The organism is Paenibacillus thiaminolyticus, from assembly GCF_003591545.1.
Classification (GTDB): Bacteria; Bacillota; Bacilli; order Paenibacillales; family Paenibacillaceae; genus Paenibacillus_B; species Paenibacillus_B thiaminolyticus_A.
In genome coordinates this window covers 136,105-152,634 of sequence record NZ_QYZD01000003.1, presented here as the reverse complement: position 1 = coordinate 152,634, position 16,530 = coordinate 136,105, and the positions used below count along the sequence as shown (strand labels likewise).

15 protein-coding genes are annotated in these 16,530 nt (G+C 55.9%); 2 read left to right on the top strand and 13 right to left on the bottom strand.

Annotated features, from left to right (window positions below; translation table 11 throughout):
* Positions 1 to 59 precede the first annotated feature (59 nt).
* From DQX05_RS05665 to DQX05_RS05640, 6 genes are all read right to left on the bottom strand, one after another.
* Positions 60 to 335 (bottom strand): BMC domain-containing protein, encoded by a 276-nt coding sequence (locus DQX05_RS05665; RefSeq protein WP_119791656.1) that lies wholly within the window; start codon positions 333 to 335, stop codon positions 60 to 62.
* On the bottom strand, positions 283 to 885 hold the full coding sequence (locus DQX05_RS31360) for a BMC domain-containing protein (protein ID WP_220483158.1): 603 nt from the start codon (positions 883 to 885) through the stop codon (positions 283 to 285). The genes DQX05_RS05665 and DQX05_RS31360 overlap by 53 nt, the downstream gene beginning before the upstream one ends.
* On the bottom strand, positions 882 to 1,187 hold the full coding sequence (locus DQX05_RS05655) for a BMC domain-containing protein (RefSeq protein ID WP_259391800.1): 306 nt from the start codon (positions 1,185 to 1,187) through the stop codon (positions 882 to 884). The genes DQX05_RS31360 and DQX05_RS05655 overlap by 4 nt, the downstream gene beginning before the upstream one ends.
* Positions 1,188 to 1,263: 76 nt before the next feature.
* Positions 1,264 to 1,596 (bottom strand): BMC domain-containing protein, encoded by a 333-nt coding sequence (locus DQX05_RS05650; RefSeq protein WP_259391799.1) that lies wholly within the window; start codon positions 1,594 to 1,596, stop codon positions 1,264 to 1,266.
* A 39-nt stretch (positions 1,597 to 1,635) separates the two neighbouring features.
* Complete coding sequence (locus tag DQX05_RS05645; protein WP_119791654.1) at positions 1,636 to 3,177, bottom strand: aldehyde dehydrogenase family protein; 1,542 nt, start codon at positions 3,175 to 3,177, stop codon at positions 1,636 to 1,638.
* Between the two features lie 5 nt (positions 3,178 to 3,182).
* Positions 3,183 to 3,956, bottom strand: a complete 774-nt coding sequence (locus DQX05_RS05640) for a class II aldolase/adducin family protein (protein ID WP_119791897.1) — start codon at positions 3,954 to 3,956, stop codon at positions 3,183 to 3,185.
* 378 nt (positions 3,957 to 4,334) lie between these two features.
* Between DQX05_RS05640 and DQX05_RS05635 the strand changes: the two genes are divergently transcribed.
* A complete protein-coding gene (locus DQX05_RS05635) occupies positions 4,335 to 5,096 on the top strand; it encodes a DeoR/GlpR family DNA-binding transcription regulator (RefSeq protein ID WP_119791652.1) in 762 nt (253 codons plus the stop codon).
* A 483-nt stretch (positions 5,097 to 5,579) separates the two neighbouring features.
* On the opposite strand, the gene mtnA is transcribed toward DQX05_RS05635, so the two are convergent.
* The 6 genes from mtnA to DQX05_RS05605 form a co-directional block, all read right to left on the bottom strand.
* Complete coding sequence (gene mtnA, locus DQX05_RS05630) at positions 5,580 to 6,653, bottom strand: S-methyl-5-thioribose-1-phosphate isomerase (protein WP_259391798.1); 1,074 nt, start codon at positions 6,651 to 6,653, stop codon at positions 5,580 to 5,582.
* Positions 6,654 to 6,683: 30 nt separating this feature from the next.
* Positions 6,684 to 7,910, bottom strand: coding sequence for an S-methyl-5-thioribose kinase (mtnK, locus tag DQX05_RS05625; protein WP_119791648.1), 1,227 nt, complete (start codon positions 7,908 to 7,910; stop codon positions 6,684 to 6,686).
* 21 nt (positions 7,911 to 7,931) lie between these two features.
* On the bottom strand, positions 7,932 to 8,939 hold the full coding sequence (locus tag DQX05_RS05620) for an ABC transporter permease (protein ID WP_119791646.1): 1,008 nt from the start codon (positions 8,937 to 8,939) through the stop codon (positions 7,932 to 7,934).
* A 1-nt stretch (position 8,940) separates the two neighbouring features.
* A complete protein-coding gene (locus DQX05_RS05615; protein ID WP_119791645.1) occupies positions 8,941 to 10,455 on the bottom strand; it encodes a sugar ABC transporter ATP-binding protein in 1,515 nt (504 codons plus the stop codon).
* Positions 10,456 to 10,545: 90 nt separating this feature from the next.
* The gene (locus DQX05_RS05610; RefSeq protein WP_119791643.1) at positions 10,546 to 11,664 is read right to left on the bottom strand and encodes a sugar ABC transporter substrate-binding protein; all 1,119 of its coding nucleotides are present in this window, start codon (positions 11,662 to 11,664) and stop codon (positions 10,546 to 10,548) included.
* A 303-nt stretch (positions 11,665 to 11,967) separates the two neighbouring features.
* Positions 11,968 to 12,933: a helix-turn-helix transcriptional regulator gene (locus DQX05_RS05605; RefSeq protein ID WP_119791641.1), complete on the bottom strand. Its 966-nt coding sequence runs from the start codon at positions 12,931 to 12,933 to the stop codon at positions 11,968 to 11,970.
* A 503-nt stretch (positions 12,934 to 13,436) separates the two neighbouring features.
* Here DQX05_RS05605 and DQX05_RS05600 point away from each other — a divergent pair.
* Positions 13,437 to 13,802: a VOC family protein gene (locus DQX05_RS05600; RefSeq protein ID WP_119791639.1), complete on the top strand. Its 366-nt coding sequence runs from the start codon at positions 13,437 to 13,439 to the stop codon at positions 13,800 to 13,802.
* A 1,089-nt stretch (positions 13,803 to 14,891) separates the two neighbouring features.
* Here DQX05_RS05600 and DQX05_RS05585 read toward each other — a convergent pair.
* Positions 14,892 to 16,439 carry a hypothetical protein gene (locus DQX05_RS05585; RefSeq protein ID WP_119791633.1) on the bottom strand — a complete coding sequence of 516 codons (1,548 nt, stop codon included), beginning with the start codon at positions 16,437 to 16,439 and terminating at the stop codon, positions 14,892 to 14,894.
* Between the last annotated feature and the right edge of the window lie 91 nt (positions 16,440 to 16,530).

The following is a 16,530-nucleotide window of genomic DNA, read 5'->3' as shown; positions in this document are numbered from 1 at the left end:
GATAGCCTCCTTGTGGATGTGAAAATGAAGTTTTATGATGCCGGTCTTGCTTGCCCGACTTATTTCCCTGCGGCAAGCAGCTTAGCCACATCGCCATGCGGACGCGGGATGACATGAACAGCTATCAATTCGCCCACGCGCTGCGCCGCCTCGGCTCCGACCTCCGCAGCGGCCTTGACCGCGCCGACATCGCCTTGAACCATAACCGACACGAGTCCGGAACCGATTTTCTCCGTACCCGCAATCTCCACATTCGCCGCCTTCAGCATCGCATCCGCCGCTTCAATCGCCGCCGTCAAGCCTCTCGTCTCCACAATCGCCAATGCTTGGTTCATCTCCTTGTTCCTCCTTCATCTTGTTCTTCTCTGCCGTGGCTAGCCGGGCAGCTTTCCGAGTAGATGGGGGCTTCGTTCCGGCCCGTGCAGCCGGCCTTGTCTCCGCATCGGCAGCCGGACCCGCATTCGCCTTCGCTTCGCTGACGGCCGGCTCAGATGCTGCTGCCTTGCCTGCGTCGAATACCGCAGCCGCCGCTTCCTTGTCTTGATCCCTTGCCGCAGCAACCTCCGCTGCCCCAGACCCGGCACGCTCTTCTTCCCCCGCCTGCGCAGGCATAACGAACTTCATTATCTCGGCATGAGGCTTCAAGATGACCGCCGCATGGGCGAGCAGATTGGCCGCTTTGCCAGCGCAGACCGCCTTGGCCGCTTCCACCGCCGCCTTCACGTTGGCGACATCGCCGCCGATAATAATCGTCACCAGCCTTCCGCCCAAGGCCTTCTCGCTGGCAAGCCATTCCACCTGGGCCGCCTTGCTCATCGCGTCGGTCATCTCCAGCGCCGTCGCGAAATAGCAGGCCTCGATTACACCAATCGCATCATACGTCATTCTCGGCTTCCCTCCGTTCCATTGCGCGGCAGCAGCCCGGCGAGCCCGTCATCCGGATTGTTGATGACATGGACGGCGACAAGCTCTCCCGTATTTTGCGCTTCCAGCACGCCGAGCTCGAGTGCGGCCTGAACGGAATCCAGCTTGCCCTGAATAAGCACCGTCACGATGCCTGCTCCTGACTTTTCAATGCTTAATACGGTAATGTAGGCGCATTTCACCATCATATCCGCCGCGCGGATAGCCGGAGTGATGCCTATCGTTTCTATCATGCCAAGAGATTGCTTCACTTCACGCTTCATGCCGCCCCCTCCCCTTCATGCCGGGAAGCCCGATTCTGTACCTGCCCATTGCCGGACATAGACTCCGGCTTCCCGTCTATCTCACCGCTACTTTGCCCTTCGTCAGCAAGGAGGCGATGCCGGGGCTGCCTGACGTAATGCACTTCGTAATCACTTGATCCTCGCGCAAATACGTCAGCGCCTCTTCCCGTGCCGCCGCGAGAGCCGTCTGCACATGACTGACCGTGCCGCTGAACTTCACCTGGATCATAAGCGGGATCGACGTCTCCATGTTCTCCGGCGGGTTATTCGCGTCAATACCTAGAATATGCACGTCAGCCGTCTTACAGGCTTTGTCCATCACCGCCAGGGCTACGCTGTAGCCTTGAACCTCCACGAACCCCAATGCTTTGCCCTCTGCCATCATCATCTACCTCTCTTGCCCGGGATTATTCCCGAAATCAGGTGATCAGGTTCCGCGCTCCGCAAGGACGCTTCGCATCTTCCGCGTGAACGTGCGGGCCGATGTCAAGCCTTCGCCCGTCGGCCCGGCGATCGTCATCGTCGTGAAGCCTTCTCCGCCTGAACCGACGCCCGCGAGCGACGAGGCGTTCTTGACGAAGATCGTCGTGCCGATCGCGCGCTCGAAGGCGGCGAGATTCGCCACATTCGTGGAATGCATCAATGCCGTATGCCGGTTGCCGTGCTCCGCCAGGACGGCCAGGCGAATCGCCTCCTCCAGATCGCTGACGCGCACGATCGGCAGTATCGGCATCATCTGCTCCAGCTGCACGAACGGGTGGTCGAAATCAACCTCGCAGATAAGCAGCTTGACCTCCTTGTCGGGAGCTACGTCGATTTTATCCAAGAACAGGGCCGCATCCTTCCCAATCCACTCCTTCACGGTGTGGTATTCGCGCTTCGCATCAAGCGAGCAGCTGCTGGCCGTCCCGCTCTCATTCACTTCCAGCGTGAAGCTCATCACCTGCTCGAGCTCGCGGTCGTCCAGTTGGTATGCGCCGTGATTCAGCATGTGGAACAGCAGATCGTCAGCTACCTTGTCCACGACGAACACCTCTTTCTCCGCAATGCAGAGAATGTTGTTCTCGAAGGAAGCTCCCGCGATAATGGCTTGGGCGGCCCGCTCGATGTCAGCGGTGTCATCCACGATGACGGGAGGATTGCCCGAGCCGGCGCCGATCGCTTTCTTGCCCGAACGCAGCAGCGCTCTCACCAATCCGGGGCCGCCTGTTCCTACGAGCAGCTGAACCTTCGGCGATTGCGCGATCGCGTCGAGCGTGTCCTTGGTCGGTTCCTTCACCATCGTGACCAGATTCGCCGGACCGCCCGCCTCTTGTACCGCCCGATTCATCATTTGCACCGCGTAAGCGCAGCAGGCTTTGGAGGACGGATGCACGTTGAAGACGACCGCATTCCCTGCCGCCAGCATCCCGATCGCGTTGTTGATCACCGTCTCGACCGGGTTCGTCACCGGCGTTACGGCGCCGATGACGCCGAACGGGCCTTCCTTCACCAACGTCAGCCCGTCATCTCCTGTAAACGCTTTCGCAATTAAGTCTTCGGTGCCGGGCGTCTTGGCTGCGGTCAGCTCCAACTTCTCGATTTTATCTTCATAGCGGCCGAGCTTCGTCTCCTTCCAGGTCATGCTCGCCAACACGTCCTTCTGCTCGAGCGTCGCGCGGCGGATGGCGGCGATGAACCGCTCCCGATCCTGCAGATTGAACTGCCGGATATAGGTCGTCTGCGCCTCGGAAGCCGCATCAATGGCTGCCTCTACCTCAGCGAAGACGCCCCATTCGCCGCCCTTCTCCGCGGACGCAGCACTCGTCACCTCCGCTTCCGGCTGTGCCTGCCCGGCGTCTGCATGCCTGATGCCCGCATGATTGGTTGCCGCCTGCCCGCCCCAGCCGCCCGGCAAGTTCTGCTCGATATTTCTCAACACGCCTTGAATAATGCTCTGGATATCCGATTCCGATAGCTTGATGCCCACTTCGTTCACCCCTTCAATTGAAGCTGCTGAAGCACTTGGTCCGTCACTCTGGCGACAATCTGACTGATGATCTCTTCCTTGTCCGCATCCCTCATGGGCCGGGCTTCCCCGCGGCTCGGCTTCACGGCCCCCTCCGGCTTGCAGCTTGGCATCCCTCCGCTCTGAATGCCCATCTTCTTGCGAATCTCGATGAGGTCGGACACTTGGCTGCAATTCAATTCATTCGCTTGCTCGATGATTTTGCCGGAGTACATCAGCATCAGCGCGTAATGCTCCAGCGACTCCAGACGATAATAGGCCTCAATGATGTCCTTGCCCCAGGTCAACGCGCCGTGATTGGCCAGCAGCACCGCATTGTAATCCTTGCAGAACGGGGCAATCGAGTCCGGCACCTCCTGCGTCCCCGGCGTCGCATACGGCGCGACCGGGACCGTTCCCAGGATAACGACCGCCTCCGGAGATACGGCCTGATCGAGATCGATGCCGGCAATCGCGAACGAGGTCGCCACCGGCGGATGCGCATGCGTAACCGCGCGCACGTCCGGATTCTCCGCATAGACCCGCAAATGCATCTTAATCTCGGAAGACGGCTTCCGGTTGCCAGCCAGCACCTTCCCGTCCAAATCCAGCTTGACGAGCATGTCCGGGGTCATAAAGCCTTTGCTCACTCCTGTCGGCGTGGCCCAGATCATGTTGGGACCGGTTTTTATCGTAATGTTCCCGTCGTTGGCAGCCACGAAATTTTTGAGGTACATTCTTCTGCCGATTTCACAGATCATTTTCTTCGCTTCAAAATCAGAATAGTAGGGTGTTGCTTGGGTTAGCACGATGTCACCTCCTGTAGATTCCCTGATTACACATGCCTTTATGAGGTTGTTCAAAAAGTTCGCTTTTGAACACGTACTTTACGTCATTCATTTTCCTACTTCGTACGTTGTTTGTCAATGTTTTATTTTGACTCTTATTGTTTTGTGTTTGTTTTATGTGTACAAAATTCATCATTATTCTTCTTTTTATTCTATATTTAGATTGAATCAGGCCTTTATCGGAACACAAACGACAACCACCCCATAAAACACAGTACTTTTATCAGAAGAAAAGTATGTTATACTTATTGGAAAACAATAAAATGTCTGTTTTTAGGAGCGAATAGATACATGTTACCAGTAGCCAGAAAAGCCAAAATCAAAGAAATCATTATGGAGCAGAAGAGCGTGACCGTCGCCGCGCTCACCTCCCTGTTCAACGTGACGGAAGAAACGATCCGCCGCGACTTGAAGCAACTGGAGGACGAGGGCGTTCTGATACGCACATACGGTGGAGCTTACGTTCCGGACGGAGTGCAGAATGACGTGAACGTCAACCTGCGGGAGCATATCCACGTCGACGGCAAAAAGCGCATGGCCGAGCGGTGCGCCGAATTCATCACCAACGGCGATTCCATCTTTTTGGATGCGTCGACGACGTCGCTCTATATTGCGCAGCAGTTGGAGAATAAGCGCATTACGGTCGTCACCAACTCGCTCAAAATCGCCAACGCCTTAATCGATAACAGTAACGTCCATCTCGTCATGATCGGCGGTGGCATCTCTTCCAGCTCCATGTCCGCGCTCGGACGGAACGCCGAGCTGAATATGAACAGCTACTTCTTCGATCTGGCCTTCATCTCATGCCGCTCCGTCAGCATGCAGCACGGCATCACCGATTCGAACGAGCAGCAGGCAGAGGTGCGCCGGCTCGCGGTAGAGCGCGCGAACAAGGTCTATCTCGTCGCAGACTTCACGAAGTTCGACCGCACCTCCTTCGCCAGCATTTGTCCCCTTGAGCGCATCCATACGCTCGTGACCGACAAGCAACTGGGAGAGGATTGGCACGAGTTCCTCGATTCGCGCAATATCTCGCTGCATGAATGTGTCTGAGGAAGCTCAGGCGGCGATGCCGTTGAATCCAACAGGAGCCAAGACAGAGAAACAACGAAAAGAAGGGGGTGTCCCACAAGTAGTATTTCACTACAGTGAGACAGCCCCCCTGATTCTCAAAGCTCGACTCGCCAAAAAACTGCAGAAATGCACTTTTCCTTTATAACGTGTACTCCGTTACTGGGAATCCTGCAAAACAGCATCAATTTCTGACGATCCAATCGATACAAGACAAAAATCGATGAACATAATGTATTTTTGCAGGACTTTCATAAAATAGCGGCTTAAAGAGCAGAAATTGCTGCATCCACGCAGCAATTCACTGCTTCATCCATCTTCCACCGTTTTGCGCGCCGCCGTTTTTCGATCTGTACAGTCTCTATGCGAGCGTTTCCGTTTTTCCCGCATCCACATTCTCTGTTAACTCGTCACCTCAATCATTTTGCAATGCCTATGAGACACTCCCTTTTTTATATGCTCTATTTAGTTGCCCGATACTTGCTTCGCGAACATGGCGGGCAGACTGTCGGCGAACGGCGGATATGCAATGCCGTGCTGCGTAATGATCGCCGTAATATGCTCGTGATCCGTCACATCGAAGCACGGGTTATAGACTTTGACTCCTGCCGGCGCCATCGGCTTTTCATACCACTTGCTCGTAATCTCTTCATCCGGACGCAACTCGATATGAATATCGTCGCCCGTCGCGCACTGCAGATCCACCGTGGACAACGGCGCGCACACATAGAACGGAATGCCGTAATGCATCGCCAGAATCGCCACCGCCGACGTGCCGATCTTATTGGCGGTGTCCCCGTTGGCAGCCACGCGGTCGCAGCCGACCAGGACGGCTTGAATCTTGCCTTCCTTCATGACGATGGAGGACATGTTGTCGCAGATAAGCGTGACATCGATGCCCGCCTCCTGCAGCTCCCATGCCGTCAGGCGTGCGCCCTGCAGCAGCGGTCTTGTCTCGTCGGCATACACCTTGAAGCCGTATCCCTGCTCCTCGCCCAAATAGATGGGCGCCAGCGCCGTGCCGTATTTGGCCGTCGCAATCGCCCCCGCGTTGCAGTGCGTCAGGATGCCCCAGCCCGGCTCGAGCAGCGACAAGGCATGGCGGCCGATCTGCTCGCAGACTTGCTCGTCCTCGGCCCGGATCGCTTCCGCCTCCTCCCGCAGTGCTTCCTTGATCTCGGAGATGCTTCCGTCCTGCTCCCGCCGGAAGCGCGCCTCCATCCGATCGAGCGCCCAGAACAGGTTGACTGCTGTCGGACGGGAGGAGGCCAGATAGTCCTTCACCCGCTTGAAATCCTCGGCCAGATCATCCTTCGTCGCCGCCACCGAAGCCTTGACGCCCAGATACAGGCCATATCCCGCCGCAATGCCGATCGCCGGCGCGCCGCGCACCTTCAGATGGTAGATCGCGTCCCAAATGTCCTTCAATTCCTTCAGCTTGAGAAATACCTTCTCATTCGGCAGCACCGTCTGGTCCAGAATGACCAGCGTATCGTTCGCATCATCCAACGTTACCGATTGAATCATTGTCGCTGTCATGCTGTTGTCTCCCATCGTCCCATGACCTCCTTATCTGCTGTACACTTCGCCAGCGGCCGTAATGACCTTCATGAAGTCCGCTCCGTTCTTCATCAGATGACGCTCCATAATGAACCGCTTGCCCATGACGATGCACATCTTCTCCGCCCGTGCGCGCACGTTCGCGTCCGCAATCGACGTAATGTCCTTGACATGCGCGAGACCGAGCGTCCGCCGGCACAGCTCCAGCCCGGCAACCCCTGCCGTATCCCGCAAAATCGTCTCCAGATAGTACTGATCGAAGCCTTTGTAGGAAGCGCATGGCTCCGTCGCGGATACCTTCCACGCCGCCAAAAATTTCGCTTTGAATAAATCAATCGTATCTTGTATCGCCGACAGGAGCCAGTCTTTTTGCCGTTCCTTCTCCGCGCCGTCCTCCATGACGCTGTCCGCATGGACATAGGCGAAGATCAGGTTCGCGACGACATTGCCCACGTCGTAGCCGGCCGGTCCGTAGAAGGCGAATTCCGGGTCGATCACCTTGGTCGAATCCGGCTTCACGAAGATGGAGCCCGTATGCAGATCGCCGTGAATCAGCGACTGGGCATTGCTCATGAATTCGAACTTCAGCTTCGCCGTCTCCAGGAGCAGCGCTTCGTCCTCCCACAAATATTCCTTCACGAACGGGAGCAGCGGCGGGAACACATCATTGCGCTGGCAATCGTAGAACGGCTCGGTATAGACGAGATCCTCGGTTATCTCGCACAGATCCGGGTTGATGAACTCCTTCACCCGCTCCTTCTTTTCTTTATGATTCATGACGACGTCCGATGTCAGCAGCAGCGTATTAACCATGAAGGTCGAGATATGCTCGGCGAACAGCGGGAACTGCTTATGCTTCAGCAAGGCGGTGCGCAGTATCTCATGATCGGATAAATCCTCCATAACGCAGCAGTTCATGACCGGATCATATTTGTACACTTGCGGCACCAGTCCCGGAGCCAGTTCATGCTCGATGCGCAAAATGTCGCTCTCGATCCGGTTGCGGTCCGGCGATACCTTGAACTCATCCGAGATGCGGGCGACCGGCCCGGCCTGCTTGATAATGATTGAGCGCCCCGTCTTTCCGTCCGCGACCCGGAACACATAGTTCAGATTGCCGTCCCCGATTTCCTTGCAGGACAGCTCGGCATCCCGGTCGAAGTAATCAAGCTGGCTGAGGGCGTAGTGAATTACATCGCTTTCGGTCATCGTGAAATACGTCTTGAATTCGCTCATTTCGATCTCCTCCTGCACCCGTTATTTCTGTTTGTAATAGGTTAAAGCCAGAGCAAAAGCGAGCACCGTTCCTTTCACGATGTCCATCGCGTAGTAAGGAACCGACATCATGACCAGGCCGTTCTGCAAAATGCCGATGAGCACCGCGCCGACGAAGGTGCCGAACGCGTTCGGTCTGCCTGCGCCCGCGACGGAGAACCCGATGTAGGCCGCCGCCACCGCGTCCATGAGATAAGGAGCGCCCGCATTGACTTCCGCCGTCATGACGCGGGACGCCAGCATAATGCCGCCGATGGCCGCGAATCCGGCGGACAGTACATAGGCGAGCACGCGATATTTATTGACGGGAATGCCTGACAGCTTGGCCGCCTCCATATTGCCGCCGATGACATACATGTACCGGCCGTGCTTCGTATAGTTCAGGAAAATATGGACGAGGACAACGACGACAAGCATAATGATGATAATCCACGGCACCTGGCCGATTTTCGAGAAGAAGGCGCTGATCTGGCCCGTGGCGAACGAGCCGTCCGGCATGACCATGTTCTGCGATACGGTCGCCCCTCGCGTATAGGTGAGCGCTACCCCTTGGATGATGAACATCATCGCCAGCGTCATGAGCATGTCTTGAATTTTCATTTTGACGATCATGAATGCGTTCAGCAGGCCCGCGATTAGACAGATCGCGATCGCCATAATGATGCCGACGAATGCATTCTGCGAATGCCAGACGAACATGGAGATGACGACGGCGTTGGCCAGCGACGCCACGGAACCGACCGACAGGTCGAAGCCGCCCACCGAGAGCGAGATCGTAATCCCGATCGCAATGACGGTAACGATGGAGATCGAGCGCAAGATGTTGATGATATTCGTAGGCATCAGGAAGCTCTCGGACATGATTCCGAACACGGCAATCAGGATGAGAATCGTTACAATCGTTCCGTATTTATATAGAAAATCGAAGAAATCGAAAGACTTGGCCGCCTTCACTTGACGCTGTTGCCCTGTCCCTGTGCTCATGCTCATGCTACTTTCCTCCCGTCGAGTAGAACAATAATTCTTCTTCATTGGTTGCGCTCGTCTGGAGCTCCTTCACGATCTCGCCATCATAGAGCACGTAGACGCGATCCGTGATGCCGATGATCTCCGACAGCTCGCAGGAGGCGTAAATGATGCTCTTCCCCTGCTGCGCAAGCTGTGAAATCAGCTTGAAGATGTCCTTTTTCGCTCCGACGTCCACGCCTTTGGTCGGTTCATCGAAAATATACACTTCCGCCTCGGTCGTCAGCCATTTCCCGATCGCCACTTTTTGTTGATTTCCACCCGACAAGTTTTTCACCTTCGCCAGCTCATTCGGTGTCTTGATGCGCAGATCCTGAATCAGCCTCTGCGCCTCCTTCTTCTCCTTGCCGAACTGCAGGAACGTCTTGTACGCACAGAACTTCGCCAGATTGGCAACCGACAAATTATTGACCACCGATTCCAGCACGAGAATACCTTCCTTGCGCCGCTCCTCCGGCACAAGGGCGATTCCCTGCTTCACGGCTTCGTTGCAATTTCGAATGGAAAGCTTCCGCTTCTGCAGCACACGCTCGCCCGCCACAATGCGGGACGCGCCGAACAAGGCCTTGCACAGCTCCGTTTTGCCGGCGCCTACCAGTCCGGCGAGGCCGATGATTTCCCCTTTTCGCACATAGAAATCGATATTTTTCAGCTTGTCGCCATCCGTCAGGCCCTTTACTTCAAAATTGGTATCTCCGATCTCGATCGGGAGCTTCGGAAATTGGTCATCCATTTTTTTGCCGAGCATCCGCTCTACAACCTCGTTCGAATTCGTCTCCGCAATCCGCTTATTGACGACGAATTGCCCATCCCGCATCACCGTAATGTCGTCGCATATGTCGAATAGCTCCGGCAGACGGTGCGAGATGAAGATGACCCCGACATTGTTCTTTTTCAAATCCCGCACGATGCGGAACAACTCCTCCGTCTCCGCATGGCTGAGCGGCGCTGTCGGCTCGTCCAAAATAAGAAAGCGGCATTCCTTCGTTATGGCCCGCGCAATCAGAACCATCTGCTTCTCGGCCAGCGTCAGCTCGCTGACCAGCTTCTTCGTCGGCACCTTCACGTTCATCCGTTCGAGCGTCGCCTTCGCGCCGCTGTGTATCCGCTTCCAGTTGATCCACTGCTTTTTCCCCATGTCGTTGACCGTATCATCCAGCATAATGTTCTCGCCGACCGTCAAATAAGGAATGAGCGCCGTATCCACTTCCTGATACACGATCTGGATGCCCAAGTCCTTCGCATCCTTCGGCGAACGAATCTGCACCGCTTGGCCGCCGATAAATATGTCACCCGTGTAGTGATTGTAGGCTCCGGACAACACCTTCATCAACGTCGACTTGCCCGCCCCGTTCGCGCCGATCAGAGCATGGGAGGTTCCGGTCTCGGTCGTAAAATCCACGTTGTCCAGCGCCTTCACCCCGGGGAACTCAATGGAAATCTGCTTCATATCCAGGCGAACCGCTTGCTGTCCAATCATCTCTCCACCTCCTGTACGGAATCGGGAGGCAAGCGCCGTCCATCCGGCGTTGGCCGCGCAGGCCCTTGCGCGCTTCCCTCCGTCCCTTTCTTATTCGGATGAATACGCTTTCTTGAGCGCTTGCATCCAGTCCTCCTCGAAGTCCGTGCTTACGCCCCAATCCGGGATGATCTTGCTGAGGCTCTCCATATTCACTTTCTCCCCGGAGGAATTCAATTGCTCTTGCGTAATCATCGTCGGCTTGAGGTCGAAGGTTTGCGGCGTGTCCTCGCCTGCGATTTTCTTCGCGACCAGGCGCATATTGACGGCGCCGATCACCTTCGGATCGACAGCGGCCGTGGCGGCCCATGGGCTGTTCTCTTCCTGCATCAGCTGCAAATCGGCGTTCGACACGTCAATGCCGTAAATTTCGATCTCGTCCCGGCCGGCTTCCTTCACGGCCCGTGCCGCGCCGATGGCGAACGCGTCCCATGTGGCGAAGATGGCGTCGATCTGGCCTGGGCCGTGCTTGGTCAGCATCGCCGATACGGCATTCTGCGTCTGCACCGACGTATCGGATGCCGCGACGCCGAAGCGCTCAATCTCCTTAATGCCCGTATTCGCCTTCAAAAAGTCTTGGTATACGCCATTGCGGCTTACCATCGGCGGAAACCCGTCCACCCATAAATAGATGATGTTACCGCTTCCATTTAGCTGCTTATTCATGCTGTCCAACGCCAATTGGGCCAACTGCTTATCGTCCTGCGAGGTCAACGTCACGCCCTCAATCTTGGCCAGATCCGGGTTAGAGTCGAAGGTGACGACCGGAATCCCCTTCCCTGTCAGCTTCTGGACATCATCCACGGTAGCTGCGTCATCCCCATGCGAGATAATGACGCCGTCATAGTTCTTCTCCAGGGCTTGGGCTATCGCGTCATGGAATTTGGCCGTGTCACCGTTCGCCGAGTACGTGTCCACCGTAAATCCCATCGATTCGCCCTCTTGCTTGGCGCCTGCCAGAAATTGGGCCGTATGATCGTCGCCTCCGATTTTGCGGATAACCATCACTTTCACATCTTTGCTGGCAATAGGCTGAGGAAGATTTTCGATTTTGCTCTTGTCCACATTCGGCTTGCTTTGGGCGGAATCTCCCCCGGCCGAACAGCCTGCCAACACAAGCGATACGGCCATTACGGCGGCCACAAATCGGGTCATCACTTTGAACTTCATCTCCTGCACCCCTTTTTAAGGTAATCAAAAGCTCTTCAGGTCCTATGCCAAGAGCCACAAAACCTGTTGTTGACTTAAATACTACCACCTTCATACCTATATCGCAATGAAAATTTATTGCTTTATATTGTTTTATGTTGATTATTACATTATTTTTTTGTTTATTCTTTGTCATTTGTAAAGTTTACGCTGAAATTTTTGGCTTTATTTACTTTAAAACCAACAATTTAGCTGCACTCAAACGAAACCCATACAAAAAGACGAATATGGGATTTCACCCATATCCGTCCATCGTTTGATACACTAAGCCTTCTCGGTGCGGTACCGGCTGCGAAGCTGCTCCAGCTTGCCCAGAATGAAATCCACCAACTCGGGAGGCTCCTTCACCAAGGCGTCCGTGCCCAAGCCAAATATCCGCTCCGCATAGTATTCGATTTCGCTCTCGCCAATGCGGGTGTCGATCGTGCCCGAGCCGTCTTCATGCCGCGTGATCGCTTTATCGAGCCAAGGATCGGCCTCGCATTTCCTCACACCCAAGTGGGTCAATTCCACCCGCAGCGGCACGGTATGCTGCCGTACAGGCGGCAGAAACCATTGCTCCAGCGTGATCAGCTTCTTCATCTGCCTCCGCATCTCTGGCTCCAATGACTCCCGTGGCTCCAGCGATCTGATGTAGTCTGCGCGGAACAATCGGTAGGCTTGCCTCCGGAAGCAATAGGCCGGGCAGTACCAATACCCGTTATGCGCATATAAACCAAGCGGCACAATGTCCCGTTCATTCTCTCCCTGCACCGAATCGTAGCGGATCGTTATCGCTTGCCGCTCGACAGCCGCCTCCAATAATGGCTGCAAAAACGGAGCCTCCTGCTCTCTACGCGGGACCCAGAACTGAATGCAGTCTTTCAAACGGTCGATGGTCCGCTTCGCGTTCGGGGGCAGAACACTGTAGAACTTGGACAGTGCCGAGACGGCCTCCTCTCCGAACGGTATCGACGTGTAGTTGTGCAGCGATTGATAGGCGAAGAACATCGCAACCGCCTCATTCTCCGTGAACGTCAGCGGAGGCAGCAGCTTCTCCTTCAGGAGACGGTAACCTCCCTTAGGCCCGAATTCGGCATACAGCGGCACGCCCAGCTCCTCCAGATCGCACAGATCTCGTTGGATGGTACGCAGCGACACACCGCAGGCCTCAGCCAATTCGCGGGCCGTAAATTGCTGTTTTTGGTTGATCAGCATCATTAACTCAATAAGCCGTTTCGCTTTTTGCATACGCCGTTGCCTCGTTCCTCCTCTGTTCCCGGCACATTCATCGTGAACGCACCGCGTTCGGCATCCATTGTCAACGCACCGGCCACCGGTGTTCTGCCATTCTACACTCATCGTTAACATAGCCAAGTTCTGCTTACCTATCGTCGTTAACATATCCTACCTAGTCCTGCTGTGCCGCATTTATCGTCAATATACCCGTGTCCTACTGTTCTGCAACTATCATCAACATACCCGTATCCTACTGTTCTGTAACTATCGTCAATATACCCGTGTCCTACTGTTTTGCAACTATCATCAACGCACCCGTATCCTACTGTTCTGCAACTATCGTCAACGCACCCGTATCCTACTGTTCTGCAACTATCGTCAACGCACCCGTATCCTACTGTTCTGCAACTATAGCACAACTTCTTTTTTTAACTACGACAAATTATGACGTATATAGATGATACAGTAGACACAAGCATGGCACAACAACAAACAACCGCTAGGAGGAAGTAACTATGTTCAAAAGACTGGAATGCGTCGCTCTGTACACCGCAAACATCGAAACCTCGATCGAATTCTACCAATCGCTCGGCTTGACGGAACATTGGCGCATCGAGCGGCCCCTCGGCGGCGGTGTAACATGGACCTTGGCCGGAATGAAGTTCCCGGACGAAAAGAGCTCCGAGCTCGTCCTGCAAAATAATCCCGATCTCCAGATGGCCGACATTGAATTCTATGTGGAAGACGTGTGTTACACTTATGAAGCGCTGTCCGCCAGAACGGATATCAACTGGATTCGCAAGCCTTTTCCGACGGACTCGGGCCATGTGGCCGTCATGGAGGCGCCGGACCGTAACGTCTTCGTCCTCGTCGGCAAATAAAAGCCCGACCTGCGGGGAAACACCGCTGCGGCCCGGCTCTGGGGGGCTCGCCCGGAATTCAACGGCCAGCTTAGGCCTGACGCCCGGAACCGAGCAGGGCGATTGCATTCGATAACGGAAGCCCGGAACGCCGAAGAACGGCATGCCCCAGACATGCCGTTCCATTCTTCCCCCACTATACTGTTTCCCTTGTTTCCCTATTATCCCTGTTCCTGTACCGTAGCCCATTATATCTTTGCCGTATATTACTCTAACTATATTCCAGCCACATATACCACATATCACTGTATACCATCCATATCTGACCATAATCCATTCGGATCTTCTATATCCCAACCGATCTTGCTAGATTCCAACCTTATCCTACTATAATCCAACCGTATCTTGCTAGATTCTATCCGTATCCTACTATAATCCGACCCGTCTCTTGCTATATTCCATCCGTATCTTGCTATATTCCATCGTATCTTGCTATATTCCAACCTTATCTTACTGTATCCGATATCCGCACCCACCAACTCCTTTCTCCTTCGCAACGAGATACGTCTGCTGTAGGGCTGGCGAGCTCGGTGGGATAAATTCCTGCGTAGGAGCAGGATTTTCACCATAAAATGCGCATTAAGGCAGGAATTCCTGCAAAAGTACATCAATTTTACGCATTTCTGCTTCATTCCGCCTTTCGACGGGCAAAATGCTGCACTTTTGCAGGATTGGCACATGGGCGGTCACCGCCCAGAAACAATTGCTGCATTTTTGCAGCTTTGGCGCTGGCCCGAACGCAGAGCCGCAGCGGATCGGACTCTTGCAGCGCTGGCCGAGTCCAGAGCTCAAGCGGATTAGCCTCTTGCAGCGCTGGCCGAGTCCAGAGCTCAAGCGGATTAGCCTCTTGCAGCGCTGGCCGAGCGCAGAGCTCAAGCGGATTAGCCTCTTGCAGCACTGGCCAAGTGCAGAGCCCCAACGGATCGGACTTTTGCAGTTTTGGCGCTGACCCGCAGAGCCCCAGCAGTTCAGCCTCTTGCAGCGCGCCGTAACAGTGCAGATCAGACTCTTGCGACGCAGCCCACTCAATAGAGCGCTTACAAATGAACCTTACCAAACCTCCGCCTTGCCAGGCCCCGGCCCGCGCCGCCTCATCGCCCCGCTTGAGCATCCGTTGTCACTTTCCCGTTGCGCTGACAAATGCGCCTCCAACAGCTCAATGCATTGAGCGATATCCTCGCTCATCCGGTTCCGCACTTCTTCCTTCACTTCCGTGTCCTGGTGAATGTATTCCCGCAGCTGCACAAGGGTGTCCCGCATCGAAGCGGCGGCATTGCCGCTCCATTCAGGCGTGCGCGAGAGCGATGACGCCAGCAGGTCCAGCAGCGGCTTGTATCGTTCCGCAGCGGCCCCGCTCATCCCGCCGAACGGGACATAAATCGCGCCCACCTTGCGGGACATCTGCTCCAGCAGCACGCGGACCGGCTTCGTGGCGTCCCGCTCCGGTAGGGCCGCCTGGCTCCGGTACAGGCCGAACCACAGTTCACGTTCATAACCGCCGGCGAAGAACGCCTCTTCCCCCGTGATGATCGCGCCAAGCCCATGGTCCGCTCCATTCTGCCGAATCAGCTTCCTTACCGCGGCTGGATCCGTCTCCGCGCCGATACGGATGTCCACGATAGCGGCGCCCTGATTACCGCCGAATGGGCCGGCTTCCCCGGCATATACGGCTAAGCCGAGCTTTGCGCCCTCTTCGATATACACCTGCATCGCAGCGAATGAAGGGCGTACCGCTGACGCTGGGCTACCCGGGATCGGGTTCGCGGGCGCAGTCACGGTCTCGCCGGGACTCGCGCTCGGATGCACCGTCGCCCCCGGACCCGCGTTCCAATTCGCGATCGCGTCCAGGCTCGCGCTCGGGTTAGCGGGAACGTTCGTATTCGCGTTCGTATTCGCGGTCGGGCTCACAGTCGGCTTCACGGTCTGACTCACGGCCGGGTTCGCGCTCGCAGTCGCGATCGCGTCCAGATTCGCAGCCGCGCTCGGACCCGCGTTCGGATTCGCGTCCAGGCTCTCGGCCGCCCCCGGATTTGCGGACCCGGACGCCCTCAGGTCCGCTCCCGCTCCCGTCCGATCCGCGGCCTCCAAATAGACCGCGTTGAAATGCGCGGCCTTGATGCGCTCCAGCCGCTCCCGCACCCGTCCCGCCTCATTATCGCCCGGGCTCGGGCTCACCCGCAACCGTATGCCGCGCAGCTCCACCTTGCGGGACTCCATGTTCAAATGTTCCGCTTCCGTCAGGAACCGCTCCAACGCCGCAACCTGTTGACTGAGCTGCGCGGCGTCGCGCTCGCTATCGTCCGAGGCGGCCCGGGCATAAGCCAGCTTCGCGTCACGCAGCTTGCTGTCGATGCTGGAATACGGAACGTCCAGATACAGTGCCTTCGACTGCGCGAGCTTCCGTTCCACTTCGGCCAGCCTCTGCGCCGCTTGCTCGAAATAGTGAGCCCGCTCATCCTGATTCATGGCCGCGATCCGGTCTGCCGACTCTGCCGTGCCAACCGCCGCAGCCGCCAGGCTTGCAGCGCCCGGCGCCAAGGCAATCGCCAATACCCCGGCCAGCAGAACAATGCGCGGGCCAATCCCTATCTTTTTCATTCAACCGCCTCCTCCATTCTATAGGTTACAAATCCATTTGATAGATTGTATGCCTGCATTAGCCGCGGCCATTCCTTGTAATTTAGCGGTT

What these genes read in the sequence shown, in the direction of transcription:
- DQX05_RS05665 (WP_119791656.1), bottom strand. Translation starts at nt 335, where the DNA reads ATGAACCAAGCATTGGCGATTGTGGAGACGAGAGGCTTGACGGCGGCG.
- DQX05_RS05635 (WP_119791652.1), top strand. Translation starts at nt 4,335, where the DNA reads ATGTTACCAGTAGCCAGAAAAGCCAAAATCAAAGAAATCATTATGGAG.
- DQX05_RS05585 (WP_119791633.1), bottom strand. Translation starts at nt 16,439, where the DNA reads ATGAAAAAGATAGGGATTGGCCCGCGCATTGTTCTGCTGGCCGGGGTA.
- mtnA (WP_259391798.1), bottom strand. Translation starts at nt 6,653, where the DNA reads ATGACAGCGACAATGATTCAATCGGTAACGTTGGATGATGCGAACGAT.
- DQX05_RS31360 (WP_220483158.1), bottom strand. Translation starts at nt 885, where the DNA reads ATGACGTATGATGCGATTGGTGTAATCGAGGCCTGCTATTTCGCGACG.
- DQX05_RS05620 (WP_119791646.1), bottom strand. Translation starts at nt 8,939, where the DNA reads ATGAGCATGAGCACAGGGACAGGGCAACAGCGTCAAGTGAAGGCGGCC.
- DQX05_RS05605 (WP_119791641.1), bottom strand. Translation starts at nt 12,933, where the DNA reads ATGCAAAAAGCGAAACGGCTTATTGAGTTAATGATGCTGATCAACCAA.
- DQX05_RS05640 (WP_119791897.1), bottom strand. Translation starts at nt 3,956, where the DNA reads ATGATCTGTGAAATCGGCAGAAGAATGTACCTCAAAAATTTCGTGGCT.
- DQX05_RS05615 (WP_119791645.1), bottom strand. Translation starts at nt 10,455, where the DNA reads ATGATTGGACAGCAAGCGGTTCGCCTGGATATGAAGCAGATTTCCATT.
- DQX05_RS05655 (WP_259391800.1), bottom strand. Translation starts at nt 1,187, where the DNA reads ATGAAGCGTGAAGTGAAGCAATCTCTTGGCATGATAGAAACGATAGGC.
- DQX05_RS05650 (WP_259391799.1), bottom strand. Translation starts at nt 1,596, where the DNA reads ATGATGATGGCAGAGGGCAAAGCATTGGGGTTCGTGGAGGTTCAAGGC.
- DQX05_RS05610 (WP_119791643.1), bottom strand. Translation starts at nt 11,664, where the DNA reads ATGAAGTTCAAAGTGATGACCCGATTTGTGGCCGCCGTAATGGCCGTA.
- mtnK (WP_119791648.1), bottom strand. Translation starts at nt 7,910, where the DNA reads ATGAGCGAATTCAAGACGTATTTCACGATGACCGAAAGCGATGTAATT.
- DQX05_RS05600 (WP_119791639.1), top strand. Translation starts at nt 13,437, where the DNA reads ATGTTCAAAAGACTGGAATGCGTCGCTCTGTACACCGCAAACATCGAA.